The 20137-nt window shown below is 67.9% G+C and carries 21 protein-coding genes; 10 read left to right on the top strand and 11 right to left on the bottom strand.

The window, feature by feature from the left end; all coding sequences use genetic code 11:
• Positions 1 to 50: 50 nt before the first annotated feature.
• Positions 51 to 569, bottom strand: coding sequence for an ATP-binding protein (locus tag DK459_RS05800; RefSeq protein ID WP_070541990.1), 519 nt, complete (start codon positions 567 to 569; stop codon positions 51 to 53).
• Between the two features lie 243 nt (positions 570 to 812).
• Between DK459_RS05800 and DK459_RS05795 the strand changes: the two genes are divergently transcribed.
• On the top strand, positions 813 to 1328 hold the full coding sequence (locus DK459_RS05795; protein ID WP_006384443.1) for a GNAT family N-acetyltransferase: 516 nt from the start codon (positions 813 to 815) through the stop codon (positions 1326 to 1328).
• Between the two features lie 93 nt (positions 1329 to 1421).
• The gene (locus DK459_RS05790; protein WP_006384442.1) at positions 1422 to 1667 is read left to right on the top strand and encodes a hypothetical protein; all 246 of its coding nucleotides are present in this window, start codon (positions 1422 to 1424) and stop codon (positions 1665 to 1667) included.
• 47 nt (positions 1668 to 1714) lie between these two features.
• Here DK459_RS05790 and DK459_RS05785 read toward each other — a convergent pair whose 3' ends face one another.
• A complete protein-coding gene (locus tag DK459_RS05785) occupies positions 1715 to 2149 on the bottom strand; it encodes an SgcJ/EcaC family oxidoreductase (RefSeq protein ID WP_006384441.1) in 435 nt (144 codons plus the stop codon).
• Positions 2150 to 2300: 151 nt separating this feature from the next.
• Here DK459_RS05785 and DK459_RS05780 point away from each other — a divergent pair, with 151 nt between their 5' ends.
• From DK459_RS05780 to DK459_RS05770, 3 genes are all read left to right on the top strand, one after another.
• On the top strand, positions 2301 to 3038 hold the full coding sequence (locus tag DK459_RS05780; protein WP_054436513.1) for an SDR family oxidoreductase: 738 nt from the start codon (positions 2301 to 2303) through the stop codon (positions 3036 to 3038).
• Between the two features lie 65 nt (positions 3039 to 3103).
• Positions 3104 to 3421 carry a multidrug efflux SMR transporter gene (locus tag DK459_RS05775; RefSeq protein WP_024069168.1) on the top strand — a complete coding sequence of 106 codons (318 nt, stop codon included), beginning with the start codon at positions 3104 to 3106 and terminating at the stop codon, positions 3419 to 3421.
• Entirely contained in the window at positions 3418 to 4056 is a 639-nt protein-coding gene (locus tag DK459_RS05770) for a TetR/AcrR family transcriptional regulator (protein ID WP_110134533.1), read from the top strand. Before DK459_RS05775 ends, DK459_RS05770 begins: the two co-directional genes overlap by 4 nt.
• Before the next feature lie 189 nt (positions 4057 to 4245).
• Here the strand turns inward: DK459_RS05770 and DK459_RS05765 are convergent, their stop codons facing one another.
• The 3 genes from DK459_RS05765 to DK459_RS05755 are packed head-to-tail and all read right to left on the bottom strand — an operon-like array spanning position 4246 to position 8065.
• Positions 4246 to 5562 (bottom strand): cytochrome c, encoded by a 1317-nt coding sequence (locus DK459_RS05765; protein ID WP_020928104.1) that lies wholly within the window; start codon positions 5560 to 5562, stop codon positions 4246 to 4248.
• A 10-nt stretch (positions 5563 to 5572) separates the two neighbouring features.
• On the bottom strand, positions 5573 to 7348 hold the full coding sequence (locus DK459_RS05760) for a GMC family oxidoreductase (protein WP_006384437.1): 1776 nt from the start codon (positions 7346 to 7348) through the stop codon (positions 5573 to 5575).
• Between the two features lie 3 nt (positions 7349 to 7351).
• On the bottom strand, positions 7352 to 8065 hold the full coding sequence (locus DK459_RS05755; protein ID WP_024069170.1) for a gluconate 2-dehydrogenase subunit 3 family protein: 714 nt from the start codon (positions 8063 to 8065) through the stop codon (positions 7352 to 7354).
• A 343-nt stretch (positions 8066 to 8408) separates the two neighbouring features.
• Here DK459_RS05755 and DK459_RS05750 point away from each other — a divergent pair, with 343 nt between their 5' ends.
• Positions 8409 to 8984 carry a hypothetical protein gene (locus DK459_RS05750; protein WP_054447858.1) on the top strand — a complete coding sequence of 192 codons (576 nt, stop codon included), beginning with the start codon at positions 8409 to 8411 and terminating at the stop codon, positions 8982 to 8984.
• A gap of 114 nt (positions 8985 to 9098) precedes the next feature.
• Here DK459_RS05750 and DK459_RS05745 read toward each other — a convergent pair whose 3' ends face one another.
• Positions 9099 to 10508, bottom strand: a complete 1410-nt coding sequence (locus DK459_RS05745) for an MFS transporter (RefSeq protein WP_110059501.1) — start codon at positions 10506 to 10508, stop codon at positions 9099 to 9101.
• 189 nt (positions 10509 to 10697) lie between these two features.
• On the opposite strand from DK459_RS05745, the gene DK459_RS05740 reads away from it, so the two are divergent.
• Positions 10698 to 11588 (top strand): LysR family transcriptional regulator, encoded by an 891-nt coding sequence (locus DK459_RS05740; RefSeq protein WP_024069173.1) that lies wholly within the window; start codon positions 10698 to 10700, stop codon positions 11586 to 11588.
• A 136-nt stretch (positions 11589 to 11724) separates the two neighbouring features.
• Here the strand turns inward: DK459_RS05740 and ftrA are convergent, their stop codons facing one another.
• On the bottom strand, positions 11725 to 12687 hold the full coding sequence (ftrA, locus tag DK459_RS05735) for a transcriptional regulator FtrA (protein ID WP_006387130.1): 963 nt from the start codon (positions 12685 to 12687) through the stop codon (positions 11725 to 11727).
• Between the two features lie 127 nt (positions 12688 to 12814).
• Here ftrA and DK459_RS05730 point away from each other — a divergent pair, with 127 nt between their 5' ends.
• Positions 12815 to 13222, top strand: coding sequence for a rhodanese-like domain-containing protein (locus DK459_RS05730; RefSeq protein WP_053498571.1), 408 nt, complete (start codon positions 12815 to 12817; stop codon positions 13220 to 13222).
• Positions 13223 to 13341: 119 nt separating this feature from the next.
• On the opposite strand, the gene DK459_RS05725 is transcribed toward DK459_RS05730, so the two are convergent.
• Positions 13342 to 14376, bottom strand: coding sequence for an AraC family transcriptional regulator (locus DK459_RS05725; RefSeq protein ID WP_110134532.1), 1035 nt, complete (start codon positions 14374 to 14376; stop codon positions 13342 to 13344).
• 381 nt (positions 14377 to 14757) lie between these two features.
• Between DK459_RS05725 and DK459_RS05720 the strand changes: the two genes are divergently transcribed.
• Positions 14758 to 15249 carry a GNAT family N-acetyltransferase gene (locus DK459_RS05720; RefSeq protein WP_026382883.1) on the top strand — a complete coding sequence of 164 codons (492 nt, stop codon included), beginning with the start codon at positions 14758 to 14760 and terminating at the stop codon, positions 15247 to 15249.
• A gap of 38 nt (positions 15250 to 15287) precedes the next feature.
• On the opposite strand, the gene DK459_RS05715 is transcribed toward DK459_RS05720, so the two are convergent.
• Positions 15288 to 16265, bottom strand: a complete 978-nt coding sequence (locus DK459_RS05715; protein ID WP_070541981.1) for a tripartite tricarboxylate transporter substrate binding protein — start codon at positions 16263 to 16265, stop codon at positions 15288 to 15290.
• Positions 16266 to 16314: 49 nt separating this feature from the next.
• The gene (gene argH / locus DK459_RS05710) at positions 16315 to 17835 is read right to left on the bottom strand and encodes an argininosuccinate lyase (protein ID WP_024069178.1); all 1521 of its coding nucleotides are present in this window, start codon (positions 17833 to 17835) and stop codon (positions 16315 to 16317) included.
• A 109-nt stretch (positions 17836 to 17944) separates the two neighbouring features.
• Between argH and DK459_RS05705 the strand changes: the two genes are divergently transcribed.
• On the top strand, positions 17945 to 18844 hold the full coding sequence (locus tag DK459_RS05705; protein WP_024069179.1) for a LysR substrate-binding domain-containing protein: 900 nt from the start codon (positions 17945 to 17947) through the stop codon (positions 18842 to 18844).
• A 14-nt stretch (positions 18845 to 18858) separates the two neighbouring features.
• Here the strand turns inward: DK459_RS05705 and DK459_RS05700 are convergent, their stop codons facing one another.
• Positions 18859 to 20085 carry an MFS transporter gene (locus DK459_RS05700; protein WP_110134605.1) on the bottom strand — a complete coding sequence of 409 codons (1227 nt, stop codon included), beginning with the start codon at positions 20083 to 20085 and terminating at the stop codon, positions 18859 to 18861.
• Positions 20086 to 20137 lie beyond the last annotated feature (52 nt).

Genomic DNA, 20137 nt, shown 5'->3' with positions numbered 1-20137 from the left:
TGGCTATTTATCCAGTAATCATAGCAGGCCGCCCGCCCCGCCGCCGGGCCTTATTCCTGTCCGTGCCGCACGATATGGAAGCCCTCGTCGTCCTGCGGCGCCACGAAATACGCGGTGATGGCGTCGTACTGGGCTTCGCTGGTGGTGAACGGATGCGTGCCCGACGCGTTGCGCGCGCGCAGCCGTGCCTTGCAGACCTCATCGGGCAGGTCGAGAAAATGCAGTTGATGGCGACAGCCCGCGGCCTGCGCGACCTGCCGCAGCCATGCGCGGCTTGCGCGCGTATTGGCCGGGAAATCCAGCACCATCGACAGCCCCGCCGCGACCACGGCGGCGATATGCCCGCCCATCGCGTCGCGCAGGCGGCCGGCGCAGCGGCCATAGTCGGCCACGCTGAGGATTTCGCCCGGATACAGGGCCGCCAACCACGCGTCCTCGCTGATCAGCAGGGTATCCGGCCGCGACGCCAGGCGGGCCGCCAGGGTGGATTTGCCGGCGCCGATCTTGCCGCACAGAAAGTGCAGCATCGGCGTGGAGGAAGGGGACAGGGAAGACGGGTTCGATTGCATGGCTTGCCTATGAGAAAACCAGCGGCGGGCCAACAACAAACCCGCCTTTGGCGGGTTGATGCAGTGATGATCCGACGCGCGCTAACCCACCATGTTCCGAATGGTGGTAATAATCAGGGCGAACGAAAGCGACGGGCGGTTCATGCGCCGATCATGCGCGAGCCCGCCCGACCTGTCAAACCGATCGCACCCCGACCGCTGCCGCGCCAGCGCCGTCGCGGCCGGGCGCGCCAAGGAATCCCGATGTCCGACCACCCCGTCACCCTGCGCCAGGCAACCGCCCGGGACGCCGACGCCATCGCCGCCATGCATGCGGCCAGTTGGGCCGCCACCTACCGCGGCCTGCTGCCCGACGGATTCCTCGACGCCGGACTGGCCGACGACCGCATGGTGCACTGGCAGGACAGGATGCGGGAATCCAACCTCGACGCCCGGGCCGTATTCATCGCCGAACAGGACGGGCAGCCGATCGGCTTCGTCTGCGTGCAGCAGGAACACGACCATCCCGGCGAAGTCCTGCTCGACAATCTGCACGTCCTGCCGCCCTACCAGGGCACCGGCGCCGGCAAGCTGATGGTGGCGCGCGCCGAGGCCTGGGCCCGCGCCCGTGGCGCCGCGCGCCTGTACCTTTACGCGCTGGAAGGCAATACCCGCGCCATCGCCTTCTATGAACGCCAGGGCTGGCAATACACCGGCAGCGAGATCGACCGCATCGGCGGCATCGAGGCGCGGGCGCGGCGCTATGTCCGGCCGCTCTAGCGCGGAAAGCCCGCGATCGGGAGTAAGGTTCAGGGTAGAAATCCCGATTGCCCCGGCATGCCACCGTGTGCCGCCAGCAGGAATCCGAACACCATGAAGACTTCTCGATCAGTGCTGCGCCCTCTCCTGGCCATGCTCGCTTGCGCGTCGATCACCGCCTGCGCCGACAACCCGCCGCGCCAGGCCACCGATCTGGACTACCGCAGCCGCCCCTCCCCCTCCATGCGGGGCGCGACCAGCTCGCCGGACCAGCGCTTGAGCATCCAGTCCGGCGAGGGGGAAAAGTTGAATCTGCCCTGGTTCATCCAGGATACGCAGGACTGGATCAACCGCAACTGAGCAGCCGCTGCGCGGCAACCGGCCACTCGCCCTCGCCCGCCGCCGGATCAAGCCGGCGGGCTGTCCCTCAACACGGCTTCGCCCGTGCGTGGATTCGTCAGGGTGACGTTTTCCAGCGCCTTGATCCGCCACCCGTCGCCCTGTCGCGTCAGCACGGCCAGGATCAGCGTGTCGACGACGTGGCGGCCCGCGGGATGCGCGGCACCGGCCGACAGGCGGCTCCAGAAATGGATGATCGCCGCCTCGCCGCCGATTGCGGTCACGTCGATCAACTCGTTGCGCAGCGTGGAATCGCGATAGATGGTCTGGTGGATCGGCGCGTGCAGCTTGACGATCTCATCGACGCCGCGCACGTAATGGCCAAAGCGATTCACGAACGTCGCATCCGCATGGAACAGGGTTCCAAGCGCTTGCATGTCGTGGTTGTTCCAGGCGGCTTCAAACGCGATGGGCGCGTCTTCGGGGCGTTCCAGTCCGGGCATAGGAATCCTTGATGGGGTTGAGGTCGGTGCTTGCCGATGCGGGGGCGTCATCCCACACCATAGTCGCTTTGCCACCATTGTCCGCGCTTCTTGACGCGCAATTCCCGTTCGCATAGAATTTTAACCGATCGGTACAAAAGGAGCTGTCGACATGGAATTCCACGGCAAGGCCGCCCTCGTCACCGGCGGCACGCGCGGCATCGGCGCGGCCATCGTCCGCGGCCTGGCGCAACGGGGCGCCGCGGTGGCCTTCACCTACGCCAGCTCGGACAGCGCCGCAAACGAACTGGCGCGTGAACTTGGCGCGAGCGGCGCGCGGGTCCTGGGCATCAAGGCGGACAGCCGCGATCCGGCCGCGGTCCGGGCGGCGGTGGACCATACCGCTCGGGAACTGGGCCGGCTGGACATTCTCGTCAACAGCGCCGGCGTGTTCCCTTCAGGCCCGATCGAGGACGCCACGCTGCAAGAGATCGACGACACCTTGGCGATCCACGCGCGCGCGGTCTTCGTGGCTTCGCAGGCGGCGCTGGCGCATATGGGTTCCGGCGGACGCATCATCTCCATCGGCTCGTGCTTCGCGCAGCGCGTGCCCTACGGCGGCGTGACGCTGTACGCGATGAGCAAATCCGCGCTGATCGGCTTCACCAAGGGACTCGCGCGCGAGGTGGGCGAGCGCGGCATCACGGTGAACATCGTCGATCCGGGCTCGACCGATACCGATATGAACCCGGCCGACGGGCCGGCGGCGTCCGCCGAACTGGCGCTCATGGCGGTCAAGCGCTATGCCCGGCCGGCTGAAATCGCGGCCGCGGTCGCCTACCTTGCGTCGGCCGAGAGCCAGTTCATCACCGGATCATCGCTCGCCATCGACGGCGGCTTCACGGCATAGGCCGGGCGCCGCACGCGGCTGGCCGCCACGGATACACTGACAATCAGAAAGAAGCGAGGCTTTCGATGGCTTGGGCACTCCTGGTTCTGGCCGGCCTGCTCGAAATCGTGTGGGCGCTGGCGCTCAAGCGGGCCGATGGGCTGACCCGGTTCTGGCCGAGCCTGATCGGTGTCAGTGTTGCCATGCTGAGCCTTGTGCTGCTTGGCCTGGCGCTCAGGCATCTGCCGGTCGGTACGGCGTATGCGGTCTGGGTGGGCATCGGCGCCTTCGGCGTGGCAGCCTTTGGAACATGGGTGCTCGGCGAAGCCATGTCACCGGCCAAGCTGCTTTGCCTGGCCTTGATCGGAATGGGTGTGGCGGGTCTGCGGATGGTTGAATCATGAATGCTGGCGACAGGAAAAAATCGGCGAAATCGGCTCCCGCGCCAAGGATCGGGCGCCCCCGGGCCTTCGACAGGGATAGCGCCCTGCTCGCGGCCATGCGGACCTTCTGGACGCAAGGCTATGAAGGCACCTCGATCCAGGACCTGGTCGCCGCCATGGGGGTCAACAAGCCCAGTCTCTATGCAACCTTCGGCTGCAAGGAAGAGATTTTCCGGGAAGCGGTCGAGCTCTACGACCGCCTCGAGGGCCGGGCCACCTCGCACAGCCTGGCCAACGCCCCTACCGCGCGCGAGGCGGTCGAAACCATGCTGCGGGCGAACGCCCGGGCCTACGTCGTCCAGGACGGTCCGCGCGGTTGCATGATCGTGCTGTCATCGCTGCTGGGCGCTCCCGAGAACGAAAGCGTGCGCGCGTTTCTGGCAAGCAACCGATTGCATGGCGAAACGCTGCTGCGCGAGCGCCTTGCGCAAGGCATCGCGCAGGGCGACCTGACCGCCACTGCGGACATCGCGCAGCTTGCCGCCTTCTACACCACCGTTCTCGAAGGGCTGTCGATCCAGGCGCGCGACGGCGCCGGCGTGGACAAGCTCAACCAGATCATCGATGCCGCGATGCTCGCCTGGCCTGCCGGCTAGCGGCGGCAGGCCATCGCGGGCGCCGCGCAGACGACGGCTGCACGGCCATCCACGCCACAATCCGGCGCCCCCTGCCCGGCCTTGGGGCCGATAGGAGTCGAACACTTTCGACAGCCCCCCAAGAAAAATCCGCCCGGCAAAGCGGGCGGATCCAGGAACCGCGCAGGCATGCGCCTGCTGGCAAAGCGCCTACCTTACCGGCGCCTTCGCCGCCCCCACGTCCTTGCGCACCTTTGCCACGTCGGACGCGCTGACTGCCGCGCCCTGGTTGCCCCAGCTGGCACGCACGAAGGTCACCACGTCGGCGACTTCCTTGTCCGTCAGGCGCCAGTCGAAGCCCGGCATCGCGTACGCGGTCGGCGCCGCCGTCGTGCCCGGCATCTGCGCGCCCTTGAGCACGATGTGGATCAGCGAGGCGGGATCGGCCGAATTCACGGTCGAACTCAGGGCCAGCTGCGGGAAGGTCTCCGCGTAGCCCTTGCCTGTGCTGCGGTGGCAGGCCGCGCAGTTGTTCAGGAACGTCATGGCGCCATCGCTGGTGTCCTTGCCGGTGCGCAGGGCCTGCGCCACGGTGTCGTTGTACGCGAGCGGCCTGGTGGCGTCCTTGTTCACCGGCGGCAGGCTCTTGAGATACACCGCGATGGCGTTGACGTCGGCGTCGCTCAGGTGCTGGGTGCTGTCCTGCACCACCTGCGCCATGCCGCCGAACGCGGCCGAATGGCCGTTGCGGCCGGATTTCAGGAAGGCGGCGATGTCTTCCTTGCTCCAGCTGCCCAGCCCGTCGGCCATGTCGCCGCGCAGGTTCTTGGCGAGCCAGCCCTCGACCACGCCGCCGGAAAGGAAGGCCGAGCCGTCGGCGTCGGTCAAGGCCTTTTCCTGCAGGGCGAAGCCGCGCGGCGTGTGGCAGGTGCTGCAATGGCCCAGGCCTTCGACCAGGTACTGGCCGCGCAGCAGCGCCTGCTTATCGGCGTCGTTGGCGGGCGTGGCGCTGACCGGGGCCGTGGCGACGTCCGGCGCGAACATCCAGCGCCACACGCCCAGCGGCCAGCGCATCGACAGCGGCCAGGTGATGTCGGTGTCCTTGTTGGCCTGCTTGACCGGCTCGACGCCGTGCATGAAGTAGGCGTACAGGGCCTTGACGTCATCCGGCGTGACCTTGGCGTAGGCGGTGTACGGCATCGCTGGATACAGCGAGTGGCCGTCCTTGGCCACGCCATGGCGCACGGCGCGGTCGAAGTCCTCCAGCGTGTAGTTGCCGATGCCCGTGTCCTTGTCGGGCGTGATGTTGGTGGAATAGATCGTGCCCAGCGGCGACTCGATGCCCAGGCCGCCGGCGAAGGGCTTGCCGTCCTTGGCGGTATGGCAGGCGATGCAGTCGCCGGCGCGCGACAGGTACTCGCCCTGCTTGATCAACTGGGCATCGGCCGCGGCCGGGGTGCCGTCGGCGGCCCAGGCGCTGCCCGCGGCCAGGACGGAGAGCGCGGCAACAATGGCTTTCTTCATCATTGTCGACTCCTTACGCCTGGACCAGCGGACCGGGATTCTTCAGGTACTGGTCGCGGATCGCTTGCGCGGACCAGAACGCCAGGGCGCCCACCAGGCCGGTCGGGTTGTAGCCCATGTTCTGCGGAAAGGCGCAGGCCCCCATCACGAACACGTTGGGCACGTCCCAGCTTTGCAGGTACTTGTTGACCACGCTTTCCCTGGGGTTGGAGCCCATGATGGCGCCGCCCGTGTTGTGCGTGCTCTGGTAGACGCGGGTGTCGTAGCGCGCGCCCTTCTTGCGCACGGCGACGAAGTGCTTCTCGGGTTTCATGGCCTTGGCCACTTCCTCCATCTTGTTGCCCATGTGGCCGAGCATGTCGAATTCGTTGTCGTGCCAGTCGAACGTCATGCGCAGCAGCGGCTGGCCGAAGCTGTCCTTGTAGGTCGGGTCCAGCGACAGGTAGGCGTCGCGGTACGACATCACCGAGCCGGAAATGCCGATGGTCATGAAGCGCTGGTAGGCGTCCTGCACGCCGGCCTTCCAGGCCGTGCCCCAGGTGGGCGTGCCCGGCGTGGTGGGCGTCATCTTGATGGGACGGCCACCGTAGCGCACGTGGCGGATGCTGGCCCCGCCAAGAAAGCCGAGCGGGCCGTGGTCGAACTGGTCGCCGTTCAGATCGTCCATGCCGACGCCGCCGGCGCCGGTGCCCACGAACGGGTTGAGCTGGGTGCCCTTGGGCAGCAGCACGTTGACCGCGCCGTTCATCTGGTAGGCGTAGTTCTTGCCGACCACGCCTTCGTTGGTCTTGGGATCGTAGGGCTTGCCGATGCCGGACAGCAGCAGCAGGCGCACGTTGTGCATCTGGTAGGCCGACAGGATCACCAGGTCGGCGGGCTGTTCGACCTCGCGGCCCTGGGCGTCGATGTAGGTCACGCCGACCGCCTTCTTGCCGGTCGAATCGAGGTTGACCTTGATGACGTGCGAATGGGTGCGCAGTTCGAAATTGGGCTTTTTCAGCAGCACCGGCAGGATGGTCGTCTGCGGCGAGGCCTTCGAATACATGTAGCAGCCGTAGTTCTCGCAGAACCCGCAGAAATTACAGGGGCCCAGGCGCACGCCGTACGGGTTGGTGTAGGGCCCCGACGCGTTGGCCGCGGGCGCCGGATACGGATGGAAGCCCACTTCGCGCGCGGCCTTGTCGAACAGCTGGGCGCCGTAGGTGGTGGCCAAGGGCGGCAGCGGGAATTCCTTGCTGCGCTTGCCTTCGAGCGGGTTGCCGCCCTCGACGATCTGGCCGTTGAGGTTGCCGGCCTTGCCCGAGGTGCCGCAGACGTATTCGAACTTGGTGAAGTACGGTTCCAGCTCGTCGTAGGTGACGCCGAAGTCCTGGATGGTCATGCCCTCGGGGATGAAGCTCTTGCCGTAGCGCGTTTCGTAGCGGGTGCGCAGTTCCAGTTCCTCGGGCAGCACGCGGTAGTGCATGCCGTTCCAGTGAAAGCCCGCGCCGCCCACGCCGGTGCCCAGGAGGAACGAGCCATTCTGGCGGTACGGCACGGCCACGTCGTCGACGCCATGCCGTATCGTCACGGTCTCCTTGGACAGGTCCTGGAACAGCTTGCCGCGCACGGAGTACGCCAGCTCGTCGAGCACCTTGGGATATTCCGCCTCCTTGGGCGTGTCCTGCATGGCGCCGCGTTCCAGCGCCAGCACGTGCAGGCCGGCCTCGGTCAGTTCCTGGCCCATGATGGCGCCGGTCCAGCCAAAGCCCACCAGCACCGCATCCACTTTGTCTTTCTTGATCGCCATCGCTTACCCCTTTTCCCCGGAGATCGACACGGGCCCGTAGGGATACTTGACGTTGGGCTGGTCGGCCCAGTCCATGTAGTCGCCGCGCGCGCCCGGGAAACCCACCATCTTCCAGCCCACCATGTTCTTGTTGCCGCCGTACATCGGGTCGGCGAAGAAGCCTTCCTTGGTGTTGGCCAGCAGGAAGCTGAAGAAGGTCCTGGCGGGAACGGTATCGAACTCGATCTTGCCGGCCTGCAGGTCCTTCAGGATCTGTTCCTGCATCGGCTTGTCCAGTTCGGCGTAGCGCTTGCCGTGGGTCTTCGTGCACCAGGCGTCACAGGCCTCGATGCCGTGGCGGTAGACCTCGCGCGGGTTCTGGTTCAGCTGGTAGCCCAGTTCCGGCGCCACGTCGGGATGGAACGGCCCCTGCATGTACCAGAGCTTGCCGTGGCCGTAAGGCGTCTCCATCTGGCGGTCGATGAACTCGGGCACGCCGGCCTCGATCGCGCCGGGGCCGTACTGATCCGCGGGGATCAGGTGATCGACCGCGGCCACGATGAAGTCCCATTCGGGCTTGGTGAAGTAGGTGGGCTCGTAGGCCTTGGCCGCGCGCGCCGCGCCGCCGTCGGCGGCGTTGGTACAGCCCGTGGCGGCCACGCCCACCGCCAGTGTCGAGGCCGGCACGATGGCCAACGCCTGCAGAAACCGCCTGCGCGGCTTTGCGTCTTGTGTCATAGACATCTCCGTGAGAATTCCAAGTTGTCCTGGCACAGCCGAACATGAACCCCTGGAAACACGAACTGCCGGGCCGCGCCCTGGTGACAACGCGCTCTTCTTGGTGACAGAAAAGCAGACCCGTCCTACAAAGGGACGGGCCCTCATTATGCGCTTTTCAGCCCATCTGATCTGCTCCAAAGACCATATCAGATCGATTTTCTTGACTTGGGATTTACTTTTGCATTAAGGACACTGTCAGACGAATTCAGGACTGCCCTGCATCTGTATAGTGCGCAGTCAACCTGCGGCCACGGGAGCCCCGCCCGGTCCAATAACAAACGTTACTCATGGAAACGATTCGATGACGGAAAAGAGCAAAACCTGGCGTAGCTCGACCACCACCCACAGCTGGTCGATGTCGGGCGGCACGTCGGCCGACGCGGGCGACGCCATGGACGCATTGCGCCACGCTGGCAACGGCGCCCGGACGCGAGTCAGCGAGCAATGGAGTTACGTCGGCGATGATGCCGACGGCCCCTACCGGGTCGAAATCAAGGACGGCGTGGTCACGCTGAACGGTCGTCGCTACGACAGTCTGGACGCGGTGCCACAGGCCGACCGGGAACGCATCGAAGCCCTGCGCACCGGGCTGAACGACAGCGGCCTGTGGGACGCGCTACGGGATGCCGGCGTGGACATCGGCGGCTTGGCGGGAACGGGGGCGCCAAGACCGGCCGACAAGCCGGCATTCATCATGGAAACGGATATTCCGGATGTGCGCAGCGCGGCGCCCGCCAACGGGCCCGCCCCGCACGCCTTGGATGCGCCCGCTCCCGGCGCGGTGCCGCGCGGCGCTGGCGGGCTGCGCCGCATCGTGTTGATCGCCGTGGCGGTGGGACTGGCGTGGTGGATACTGCGCGTGACGGGCGCGGCCTAGCGCGGCGCTTGCCAGAGGCACTGATGGCCACGTCCACGACCGCGCCGACGCCACGCGCGCCCGCGACATCTGCCAGGCCGGAACGCGCCGACAGCCCCTGACGCCGCCCGCGCTTCAGTGGGCGCGGTGGCGTTGGGCGATCAGCCACGCGCCTGCCCCCAACAGCGCCGCCACGCCGAACGCCACCGCCATTCCCCGTGCGACCGCGGCCGGCGCGGCGGTCGACAGGTCCGGCGCGCCCGTGCCCAGGGCAAACACCGCTCCCATGAGCGAGGCCCCCGTGACCAGCCCCAGGTTGCGCGACAGGTTCAGCATGCCCGCCACCAACCCGCGTTGGCCGGCGTCGATGGCGCCCATGATGGCGGTATTGTTGGCCGCCTGGAACAGCGCATAGCCCGCGGTCAGCAGGACGATGGGCGCGATATACCCCGCCAGTCCCAACGAGGTGGGCGCCGCCGCCAGCAGCGCCGCGCCCAACGCAAGCGCCGCCAGGCCCGCGCGCGCCACGCGTCCCGCGCCACGACGGTCGACCAGGCGTCCCGCCGGCACGCCGCTCAGTGCGCTCACCAGCGGTCCGGCCGACATCGCCAGCCCGGTTGCGGCCGCATCCAGTCCCAGCGCTCGCGCCAGGTAGAACGGCCCCACCACCAGGGTGGCCATCATCACCGTGGAGACCAGCGCGTTCGTCGCCAATCCCGCCGCCAGGCCAGGCTGGCGCAACAACGCCGGACGCAGCAGCGGCGCCGCCGCGCGCGCCTCGACCCGCAGGAACAGCCATGCGCCCAGCGCGGCGGCCAGCAGCAGGCCGGCATTGAACGCGCCGAAGTGACCCCGCCCCGGCGTCATGGCCAACGCATAGGCCGCCAGCGCCATCGCCAGCACTACCGTGCCGGTGAGGTCGAAGCGCGCGGCGCGGCCCCCGCGTGGCGGATCGGCCGGCAGGCAGCGATAGGCCAGCGCCAGCGCCGCCAGACCGAGCGGCGCGTTCACCAGGAAAATCGCGCGCCAGCCGGGCCCGGCGATCAAGGCGCCGCCCAACGTCGGCCCCAGCGCCGTGCCCACCGCCGACATCGTGCCCAGCAGTCCCATGGCGCTGCCTGTTCGATTCCTGGGCGCCAGGTCGCTCACGAACGCCATGGTCAACGCCATCATGAGCGCCGCGCCCACGCCCTGCGCTGCGCGCGCCGCCACCAGTTGACCGAGCGTGGCGGCCAGGCCGCAGCCGGCCGATGCCAGCACGAACACCACGATCCCGCCCAGCAGCAGCCGTCGCCGGCCCGCAATGTCGCCCAGGCGGCCCGCGCCCACCACGCAGGAAGTGATCGCCAGGAGATAGGCCAGCACAATCCATTGCACCTGCGCGAACGGAGCGTCCCACGCGCGGGCCAGCGTCGGCAGGGCGACATTGGCACTGCTGGTACCCAGCGAGGACAGCAGCATCGACAGCGCCAGGCCGGCCAGGCCCCAGGCGGCACGCCGGCCGCCGGCCGCGGCCGGCGCCGAATTCGAAAGAACTTGAGACATGGAGATCCGTGAAAGAAAAACGCGGGGCGACGCGGTCGGCGCCCTGCGCCCCAAGGCGCAGCGGCGGCCCGATCCTGCCCCGATTGCCGCCAGCGTATGCCGGCATCGACCATGGCGGAAGGCGCAGCATTTGCACTTTATCCATGCACCAGACGCCATCTCACGGCAACGCCGTGCTATGTTCGCGCCATGTCCCGCCCCGACCTGAACCTGCTGCTCACGCTCGACGTCCTGCTGACCGAGTGCAACGTCGCCCGCGCCGCGCGCCGCCTGCACCTGAGCCCGTCGGCAATGAGCCGGGCGCTGGCGCGCCTGCGCGACACCACCGGCGACCCGCTGCTGGTGCGCGCCGGCCGCGGCCTGGTGCCGACGCCGCGCGCCCAGGAACTGCGCGAACAGGTGAGCCGGCTGGTGCAGGAAGCGCAAGGCGTGCTGCGTCCGGCCGAACTTCTCGACCCGTCGCGGCTGTCGCGCCACTTCACGCTGCGCACCAGCGATGGCTTCGTGGAGTATTTCGGCCCGGCGCTGATCGCGCTCGCGCAGCGCGAAGCGCCCGGCGTGCGGCTGCGCTTCGTACAGAAACCCGACAAGGACAGCGCGCCGCTGCGCGATGGCAGCGTGGACCTGGAGACGGGCGTGATCGGCGCCGCCAGCAGTCCCGAGATCCGCACCCGGGCGCTGTTTCGCGACCGCTTCATCGGCGTGGTGCGCGCCGGCCATCCGCTGGCCCGTGGCAAGGTCACGGCGGCGCGCTACGCCGCCGGCCAACACGTGCTGGTCTCGCGCCGCGGGCTCGACAAAGGCCCGATCGACGAGGGGCTGCGCGCGCTCGGCCTGGCGCGCGAGATCGCCGTGATCGTCGCCGGGTTTTCCGACGCCCTGTCGCTGGCGCGCGGTTCCGACCTGATCGCCAGCGTGCCCGAGCGCCATACCGGCAACCTGCGGGCCGGCATGCACAGCTTCGCGCTGCCGGTCGAGGTGCCGGCCCTCACCGTCTCGATGCTGTGGCATCCGCGCATGGATGCCGACCCCGCGCACCGCTGGCTGCGCGAATGCGTGCGGCAGGTGTGCGCGGCCTGACGCCGCGCCGCGGCTAGGCGCTCGCGCATCGCCGCCCTCAATCTACCCACCCTTGCCACGCGGCCGCTTTGCACTTGAAGGCAAACCGCTGAAAAGTGATCCGTTCAAAACAATGGCGTTTCAGCCGGAGCCCGCATCACCTCGCGCTCTGACCGAACTTTGCCCGGTAGGCGGTAGGACTCGTCAGCGCGATACGCCGGAAGTGCCTGCGCAGCGACTCTTCCGAGCCGAAACCTGCCAATTCGGCAATGCGGCCGATTGGCAAGGGAGTCTGCGCTTCCAGCATTTCACGGGCTGCTGCCACGCGCTCCCGCACGAGCCATTCGTAGGGTGCCATGCCGGTAGCGTCATGGAATTGCCGTTGCAGTGTGCGCGGACTCATCGCCGCGCGTTCCGCGAGCGAGCGCAACGTGTGCGGCAAGGCGGAATGCTGACGCATCCAGTCCATCAACTTTGTCAGGCGCCCGCTCTCGTCGTGCGGCACGGGGCGAGGCACGAACTGCGCCTGTCCGCCCTCCCGATGCGGCGCTACCACAAGTCGCTGCGCGACCCGATTAGCCACGGCCGCGCCATAATCCCTGCGCACCAGATAAAGCAACATATCCAGCCCGGCCGCGGAACCAGCCGAGGTAATGACCTGGCCTTCGTCGACATATAGCGCATCTGGCTCGACGCGCACTTGCGGGTAACGCTGCCGCAGCATATCGGCATATCGCCAGTGGGTAGTCACCGTCTTCCCGTCCAGCACACCCGCGGCAGCCAGCACGAACACGCCGGAACAGATCGAACAAAGCCGCGCCCCGCTCCGATGAGCCTTTCGAAGCCGTTTCAGCAGCGGCTCGGGCGGCAATTCGTCAGCATCGCGCCACCCGGGCACCACGATCGTGTCCGCAATGTCGAGCATTTTGAGCGAATAGGGTGCGGCGACCATGATTCCACCCGCGGCCCGCAGCGGGCCGGGCTCGATCGCGCAAACGGCGAAACGGTACCAATCCACACCGAGCTCAGGGCGTTCTAGCGCGAACAGCTCAGTCACGCACCCGAACTCGAAAGTGCACAGCCGATCGTAAGCGAGGGCAACGACGAGATGATTTTTCATGGCGCAATATTACCGAACCTTGTCTATTGCGCCACTTATCGGGACGGTCCGTGGACGCCAGAATGCATTTCCTGGATTCCTTTTCCCAGGCGATTTTCATCCGACGATCCACTCAGGCTTAATCAAAATGTCGACTACCAACGCTGTCACCGCCATCCCCGCCGCCGCCCCCGCCGCCGCACTCTCCCACTTCCGCGCTGCGCTTCAGTTCGAAACTGATTGCTCCGACGTCGCCAGCGCGCTCGCAAGTGGCACGCCCGGCTTTATCCTGCTCGACGTGCGGGGTCCAGCCCTGTTCTCGCAGGGCCATGTGCCGGGCGCGATCAATCTGCCTCACGGCAAGATTGTCGAATCGAAGCTGGTGGACTATCCGGCCGACGCCCTCTTCGTCACGTATTGCGCCGGCCCGCACTGTAACGGCGCGACACGTGGGGCCTTGCGCCTCGCTCAACTGGGGCGACCGGTGAAGATCATGATCGGAGGGATTACAGGATGGCTGGACGAAGGCTTCAACTTGTCCGCGAATGAGGATTGAGATCGCACCGAGGGCACGCAACCAGGTGTTCGTCAGCATGACACGCTCAGGAACCCCAAAAAAACGCTGGCTGCGCGAATGCGTGCGGCAGGTGTGCGCGGCCTGACGCCGCGCCGCGGCTAGGCGCGCGGGACGGCCCGCCCGGGCCAGCGCCATGACTGTTCGCGGAATTCCTGCGGCGGCATGTCGTAGGCGCGGCGGAACGCGCGGGCAAAGTCCGATGCGCTGCCGAACCCCAGCCCATAGGCGATTTCCATCACCGTCAGGTGCGGGTAGCGCGCCAGTTCCTCGGCGGCCAGGCGCAGGCGCAGCTGGCGGATGTAAGCCCCCAGCCCGCCTTCGTGCTGGAACAGGCGGTACACCGTGGGACGCGGCAGGCGCAGCGCCTGGATCACCGATTCCGGCGTCAGCCCGGCCTGGTGCAGATTGGCCTGCACGTAGCGCCGGACCTCCGCGACCATGGCCGCCCGCCCCGCCGCGCGCGCATTGCCAGCCAGGCGCGCGTCCTTGCCGAAGACGGCCAACAGCAGCCGCACGCAGGTGATGATGTCGGCCTGCGCTTGCCGCGCGTCCAGGCCGCGCATCGTTTGGCCCAGCGCCGCCACCTGGCCGATCGCCAGCGGCAGCAGCGGCATGCCATCGTGCAGCGTGCGGCCGTGGATCGCCTGCGGATCGGGAAACACCTCCTGCACCAATTCCGCCGGCACGAAAAAGGTCAGCATGCGACAGGCGTGGCGCCACAGCCGCACCGGCTGGCCCAGGTCCACCGCCAGCACCCGCGCCGCGCCGCGCGCATCCGGCGGGCGCGGCGCGTTGCGCAGCGTCACGTCGTCCACCCCGCCTTCCAGGAACACATGGAAGGCGAAGTCGCGGATGTTGTCGCGTGAAATGCGCACCAGCGAACGTTCCAGCCGCAGGGCGTCGGAACGGCAATCGGTGAACATCAGCCGGCCGATGCGATAGCGATCGATGGACGCGTTGAAAGGCTGGCGCAGCGCGTCGCGGTCGGGCAGCACGTCGACCACGTGCCCGACCTGGTCGCGCCATGCCAGCAGGCGGCGTTCGGGGGCCTGCGCCGCCACATCGAAATGATGGTGGGCGATGGCGGGAGGCATGCGCGGCGGTTGGCCGGCCGGATAAGCACTTGGGTTCATGCTTGCAGGTTGCCGCGCGAGTGGCCCGGACGAGGACGCGTCAAGTATGACAAAAAGTAAATAACCGGCAGACTCCGGCAAAACTGAGACGCGCGGTATAGCCACGAGACTAACAGTATCTAAGCTTGCCAGGAGATTCCGCAAGACGTACGCGGACTCGGGCCGAAGTACCGCAAGCAAGCGGGGCGCCGCGCCGGCCCGGCCGGCACGGCGCCGCACAGCGACTTGGCGCATTCCCCTTCGCGGGGAATGCGCATTTTTTTCACGCCGGGGTTCCCGGGATGCCTGGCCGGTCCGGCGCGGTCTCCGGGAATACCCGTGTGGCGCGCGCGGAACAGCTACCATACCGGCTTCGCTGTCATCCCCCGCTGTCGTTCCGCCATGCCTTCCCTGACTTTCCGTTCCCCCACCCTGGCCGACACCGATCGCTGCTTCGCGATCGAAAGCACCGCCTACGAAGGCGACGAGGCCGCCACCCACGCCAAGATCGCCACCCGCATCGCCGAGTATCCGCAGGGCTTCCTGCTGCTGGAGGAGGATGGCGCCATCGTCGGCTTCATCAACAGCGGCTGCGCCCACGACGTGGTCATGTCGGACGAGGCCTTCAAGGAATTGGTCGGCCATGACCCGGCCGCGCCCAACGTGGTGATCATGTCGGTGGTGGTCGATCCGGCGCACCAGGGCAAGGGCCATGCCGCGCGCTTGATGCACCGCTTCATCGACGACTGCCGCCGCCAGGGCAAGCAGACCATCCACCTGATGTGCAAGGAACGCCACGTCGAGCTGTACCGCAAGCTCGGCTACCGCTACGTGCGGCCGTCGCCGTCCGACCATGGCGGCATGGCCTGGCACGAAATGGTGATGACGCTGTAGCGGCCGGGGCGGCGCCCGCTCCCTTGGCCGCCCAAGCCTCAATCCAGCTGGATCCTGGCGCTGTCGACGATCTGCTTCCAGCGCCGGGTTTCCTCGGCCGACAACCTGGCCAGGTCTTCGCTGGTGCCCGGATACGGCACCGCGCCCTGCTCGGCCAGCTGCCCCACCAGCGTTTTGTCGTTGGCGATGGCCAGTATCGTGTCCTGCAACTTGCGCAGCACCTGCGGATCGGTGCCTGCCGGCGCCATCACCCCGTACCAGGATTCCACCACCGCGTCCTTGACCCCGGCCTCGGCCAGGGTCGGGATATCGGCGATGGCATCGCTGCGCTTGTCGCTGGCCACCGCCAGCACCCGCACCTGCCCCGACTTCACGTACGGCAGCACATTGGGCAGGTTGGCGAACAGCACCTGCACCTGTGCCGACAGCAGGTCCGACGTGGCCGGCCCGGCGCCGCGATACGGCACGTGCTCGAAGCGCGCGCCCGAGCGGAACATGAACAGCTCGCCGGTCAGGTGGTTGACCGAACCGATGCCGGCGGACGCCATGTTCAGCTTGCCGGGATTGGCCTTGCCATAGGCCACCAGCTCGGCCACGGTCCTGGCCGGCGCGTCCCTGGACACCGCCAGCACATTGGGCACCGTCGAGAACAGCGCCACCGGCGCGAAGTCCTTGTCGGCGTTGTACGGCAGGTTCTTCGATATCAGCGGCAGGATCGACTGCTGCCCCATCGTCGCCAGCAGCAGCGTGTAGCCGTCCGGCGCCGCCTTGGCCACGAAGTTGGCGCCGATGCTGCCACCGCCCCCGGGCTTGTTCTCGACGATCACCGTCTGCCCCAGCGCCTCGGACATGCGGTTGGCCAGCAGGCGCCCCATCAGGTTGACGGTGCCGCCCGGCGCGAACGGCACCACCATCGTGATCGGCTTGCCTGGATAGTCCTGCGCGGCCTGCGCGCCTGGGCTGGCAAAGAGGGCCGCGGCCAGCGCCACGGCGAATTTCGGCATTGCCTTGAACATATCGGTATTCCCCTTGGTTTGATTTATACGGCGTGATGGGCGCGGCGTCTCAGGCTGCCGCGCCGGTTTCGGTATCGACCAGGGCCGCCACGCGGCGCTGCAGCGCGGCGTGCGCCGCGGCGCTACGCTGGCGCGCGGCGTCGATGGCGGCCTGGCGCAGGTCCAGCAGGGTCTGCTGCTCCCGCAGATGCGTGCGCACCGATTGTGGCGCCGGCCCGCCGAGCGACAGGCGCGCGGCCACGTTGCGCACCGGATCGAGGCAGGCGGCGACGTCGTCGGCCGCCAGCGCCACCGGTCGGCCCAGTTGTTCCCGCGCCGCGGCCGAGATCATCGGCGGCGTGATGGCGCGCGCCGGCAGCCCCTGCTCCAGGGCCTGCCGCACCACCGCGCCGATGACGTGGTGCGCGTCGCGGAACGACATGCCGGCCTTGCGCACCAGCAGGTCCGCCAGATCGGTCACGGTCGAGAAATCGTCCGCCGCGCGCGCCGCCATGCGCGCGCGGTCCGGCTCGACCTGCTCCACCAGCAGCTGCATCAGTTCCAGCGCCTTGAGCGCCTCCTCGCACGCTTCCCAGCAGGTACGGGTGCTTTCGCGGCTGCTGTCGCCGGAGTGGGTGAAATGCGTGGACTTGACCGTGGACAGCGCCGCGCCGGTCAGGCCGATCAGGTGCCCGGTCTTGCCGCGCAGGTATTCCAGCACCGCCGGGTTCTTCTTCTGCGGCATGATGCTGGAGGTGCTGGCGATGCTGTCCGGAAACGACAGGTAGCCGAACTCGGGCGTGGACCAGATATAGAAATCCTGCACCATGCGGCTGCAGGTGACCATCATGATCGACAGCGTCGCGCTCAGCTCCAGCGCGAAGTCGCGCGACGCCACCCCGTCCAGCGCATTGGCCAGCGGCGCGCTGAAACCGAGCATGGCGCTGGTGGCGGCGCGGTCGATCGGAAACGACGTGCCCGCCAGCGCGCAGGCCCCCAGCGGCGAGGCGTCCGCCGTTTCCAGCGCATGCGCCAGCCGGCCGATATCGCGCGACCAGGCATCGACCAGCGCCGACAGGTAATAGCCGTAGGTGATGGGCTGCGCCGCCTGCATGTGGGTGTAGCCCGGCATGACCCAGTCGGCATAGCGTTCGGCCCGGGCCAGCGCGGCGCGCGCCACGCCGATCAGCGCCGCGCCGATGCGGGCGGCGAAATCGCGCGCCCGCATGCGGTCGATGGTGGCGCCGATGTCATTGCGGCTGCGCGCGGTGTGCAGGCGGCCGCCCAGTTCCTGGCCAACGGCCTTGATCAGGTGCGCCTCGTAGTTGAAATACGCTTCCTCGCGCGCCGGGTCCAGTTCCACCGCGTGCGGACCGTCGGCCTGCATCTTGAGCAGCGCCCGCGCCAGGCGCTGCGCGGCGTCGTGATCGAGGATGCCCTGCTCGCGCAGCATCAACAGGTGCGCCAGGTTGACCTGGGTGAGCATCTCGAAGTTGGCGAAGAACTCGCGGTTCAATCGCGGCAGGAAAATATGCTGGAGCACCTCTTTGGCCAGGGGTTGCTTGAGGCGGGCGCTGACTTTGGATTCCATATCGGTCCGGGGGATGCAAGGGCTGAAAACCGTAGTCTCCCGCCGGGCCAATTCATACGTCAAATCAGATATTTACGACTTATCATACAAAACTGATATGATTTGAATCATGAATTTCAAGCAAGTCGAAGCCTTCCGCGCGGTCATGATGACGCGCTCCATGACCACCGCGGCCGGACTGCTGCACACCTCGCAGCCGAACGTCAGCCGCTGGATCGCGCTACTGGAAAAAGCGCTGGGCTTCGTGTTGTTCCAACGGGTCGGCACCCGCATCATTCCCACGCCCGAGGCCGAGGCTTTCTACGCCGACGTCGAACGCGCCTTCATCGGCCTGGAATCGCTCAACGACAGCGCCAGCTCCATCCGCCGCCGCGGCACCGGCCTGTTGCGGGTTGGCGCGGTGGGCTCCATCACGCAGTGCGTGCTGCCGGACGCCATCGTGCTGTTCCGCCAGAAGTTCTCGGACATCCCCGTGGTGGTCAACACCGGGGGCTCCGACGTGGTCGCCAAATGGCTGGCCACCGGCGTCTGCGACATCGGCTTCTGCTCGCTGCATACCGACCTGCCCGGCCTGCGCTACGAGCGCATCAACACCGCCCATGGCGTGGGTATCGTGCCGCGCGGCCACAGGCTGGCAGGCAAGAGGCGATTGGCGCCCGCGGACTTTCGCGACGAGAACTTCATCTCGCTGCCCGCCGGCAGCTTCAACCGCGCCGCCATCGACCGCCACTTTCCCGACGACACCCGCGTGCTGTCTATCGAAACGCCCTACGCCACGACCATCTGCGGCATGGTCGCCAAGGGCCTGGGCGTTTCCATCGTCAACCCGGTGGTGCCGCGCGCGCTGGGCATCGCCAACCTGCGCGAAATCCGCTTTTCGGAAAAGGTCGAATTCCACAGCTACGCCGTCACCTCCGACCATTTCCCCGTCAACACGCTGGCGCGGCGCATGGCCGACTGCGTGCGCGACACCTTCGCCGCGCTGGGTCGGCCGGCCACGGCGGCCTGACACGGCCGGCGGCGTCAGGCCGCGCGCCGCCGGCCCGCCACGAATCCATGGTGGCGCGCTCGCCAGGCCACGGCCAGCGCGACCACCAGCAACACCACGATGGTGCGCGGCAAGGCTGGCGCCCCGGCCGTCTCCAGCACCACGCCGCCGATCGCGCCGCCGGCGGCGAACGCCAGGTTGAACACCGTCACCAACATCGATTGCGCCACGTCGGCCCCGTCGCCCGCGGCGTCCGCCAGGGCAGTCTGCAGCAGCGTCGGCGCGCCGCCGAAGCTCAGCCCCCACAATGCAATGGCGGCAAACACCGCGCCCGTCGACGTTGCGCCGTGCCCCAGGGCCAGCGCCACCAGCGCAAACAGCGCCAGGCTGGCCAGCACCAGCGGACGCAGTCCGCGATCGACCAGCATGCCGGTCATCCAGATGCCGCCCAATGACGCCACCCCGAACACCAGCAAGACCGCATCGACCCGCGCCGCCAGTCCGAACGCGGCCATCAGCGGCGCGATATAGGTGTACAGCGTGTAGTGCGCCAGGATCCACGCCAGGATCACGGCCAGCACCGGCCGCACGCCCGGCGTGCGCCACACCTGGCGCATCGGCATCCGCCGCGCCGCCGCCTGGCCGGGATAGTCGGGCACGCGCCGCGCCACCCACAACATCAGCGCCAGGCTCATCCCCGACAACACGCCAAAGACCGCGCGCCATCCCGCCAGGGCGCCGAGCCAGGCGCTCAATGGCACGCCCAGCGCCAGCGCCAATGGAATCCCCACCATCGCCACCGCCATCGCGCGCCCCTGCAAGGCCGGCGCCACCATGCGCCGCGCATAGCCCGCCAGCAGGCTCCACGCCAGCCCCGTCGCAATGCCCGCCATGAAGCGCGCGCCCAGTGTCAGCGCGTAGTACGGCGACCACGCGGTAATGGCGTTGCACAGCAGGAACCCGCCCACCGCCAGCAGCAAGGCGGCGCGCCGCCGCCAGCCGCGCATGGCGATGGTCAGCGGAATCGCCGCCAGGCCCGAACCCAGCGCGCACAGGGTCGCCAACTGCCCCGCCCAGCCCTGCGACACGCCGAAGTCGCGCGCCATCTGCGGCAACAGGCCGGCGGGCACGCTTTCGTTGGCGGTCGCGATGAAGCTGCACATCGTCAGGGCCAACAGGCCCGCCAGCGGCAACCGCGCGGTAGTGGGGGTGGCTGTGGCGGGGTTGGCGGTGCTGCCTTCCAACGCCGCCGATCCGGACATCTCGCTCATGAGTCGCGCTCCTTGCATATGAAAGACGCGACAGTCTGGAGCT

Source organism: Achromobacter sp. RW408 (assembly GCF_003184165.1).
In the GTDB taxonomy this organism is placed as follows: Bacteria; Pseudomonadota; Gammaproteobacteria; order Burkholderiales; family Burkholderiaceae_B; genus Achromobacter; species Achromobacter xylosoxidans.
Note: the sequence above shows the minus strand (reverse complement) of the source record. Positions and strands in the feature narration are given on the sequence as shown.

Bases quoted from the DNA above. Each gene is read 5' to 3' on its own strand.
- DK459_RS05800 (WP_070541990.1), bottom strand. From the start codon at position 569: ATGCAATCGAACCCGTCTTCCCTGTCCCCTTCCTCCACGCCGATGCTG.
- DK459_RS05795 (WP_006384443.1), top strand. From the start codon at position 813: ATGTCCGACCACCCCGTCACCCTGCGCCAGGCAACCGCCCGGGACGCC.
- DK459_RS05790 (WP_006384442.1), top strand. From the start codon at position 1,422: ATGAAGACTTCTCGATCAGTGCTGCGCCCTCTCCTGGCCATGCTCGCT.
- DK459_RS05785 (WP_006384441.1), bottom strand. From the start codon at position 2,149: ATGCCCGGACTGGAACGCCCCGAAGACGCGCCCATCGCGTTTGAAGCC.
- DK459_RS05780 (WP_054436513.1), top strand. From the start codon at position 2,301: ATGGAATTCCACGGCAAGGCCGCCCTCGTCACCGGCGGCACGCGCGGC.
- DK459_RS05775 (WP_024069168.1), top strand. From the start codon at position 3,104: ATGGCTTGGGCACTCCTGGTTCTGGCCGGCCTGCTCGAAATCGTGTGG.
- DK459_RS05770 (WP_110134533.1), top strand. From the start codon at position 3,418: ATGAATGCTGGCGACAGGAAAAAATCGGCGAAATCGGCTCCCGCGCCA.
- DK459_RS05765 (WP_020928104.1), bottom strand. From the start codon at position 5,562: ATGATGAAGAAAGCCATTGTTGCCGCGCTCTCCGTCCTGGCCGCGGGC.
- DK459_RS05760 (WP_006384437.1), bottom strand. From the start codon at position 7,348: ATGGCGATCAAGAAAGACAAAGTGGATGCGGTGCTGGTGGGCTTTGGC.
- DK459_RS05755 (WP_024069170.1), bottom strand. From the start codon at position 8,065: ATGACACAAGACGCAAAGCCGCGCAGGCGGTTTCTGCAGGCGTTGGCC.
- DK459_RS05750 (WP_054447858.1), top strand. From the start codon at position 8,409: ATGACGGAAAAGAGCAAAACCTGGCGTAGCTCGACCACCACCCACAGC.
- DK459_RS05745 (WP_110059501.1), bottom strand. From the start codon at position 10,508: ATGTCTCAAGTTCTTTCGAATTCGGCGCCGGCCGCGGCCGGCGGCCGG.
- DK459_RS05740 (WP_024069173.1), top strand. From the start codon at position 10,698: ATGTCCCGCCCCGACCTGAACCTGCTGCTCACGCTCGACGTCCTGCTG.
- ftrA (WP_006387130.1), bottom strand. From the start codon at position 12,687: ATGAAAAATCATCTCGTCGTTGCCCTCGCTTACGATCGGCTGTGCACT.
- DK459_RS05730 (WP_053498571.1), top strand. From the start codon at position 12,815: ATGTCGACTACCAACGCTGTCACCGCCATCCCCGCCGCCGCCCCCGCC.
- DK459_RS05725 (WP_110134532.1), bottom strand. From the start codon at position 14,376: ATGAACCCAAGTGCTTATCCGGCCGGCCAACCGCCGCGCATGCCTCCC.
- DK459_RS05720 (WP_026382883.1), top strand. From the start codon at position 14,758: ATGCCTTCCCTGACTTTCCGTTCCCCCACCCTGGCCGACACCGATCGC.
- DK459_RS05715 (WP_070541981.1), bottom strand. From the start codon at position 16,265: ATGTTCAAGGCAATGCCGAAATTCGCCGTGGCGCTGGCCGCGGCCCTC.
- argH (WP_024069178.1), bottom strand. From the start codon at position 17,835: ATGGAATCCAAAGTCAGCGCCCGCCTCAAGCAACCCCTGGCCAAAGAG.
- DK459_RS05705 (WP_024069179.1), top strand. From the start codon at position 17,945: ATGAATTTCAAGCAAGTCGAAGCCTTCCGCGCGGTCATGATGACGCGC.
- DK459_RS05700 (WP_110134605.1), bottom strand. From the start codon at position 20,085: ATGTCCGGATCGGCGGCGTTGGAAGGCAGCACCGCCAACCCCGCCACA.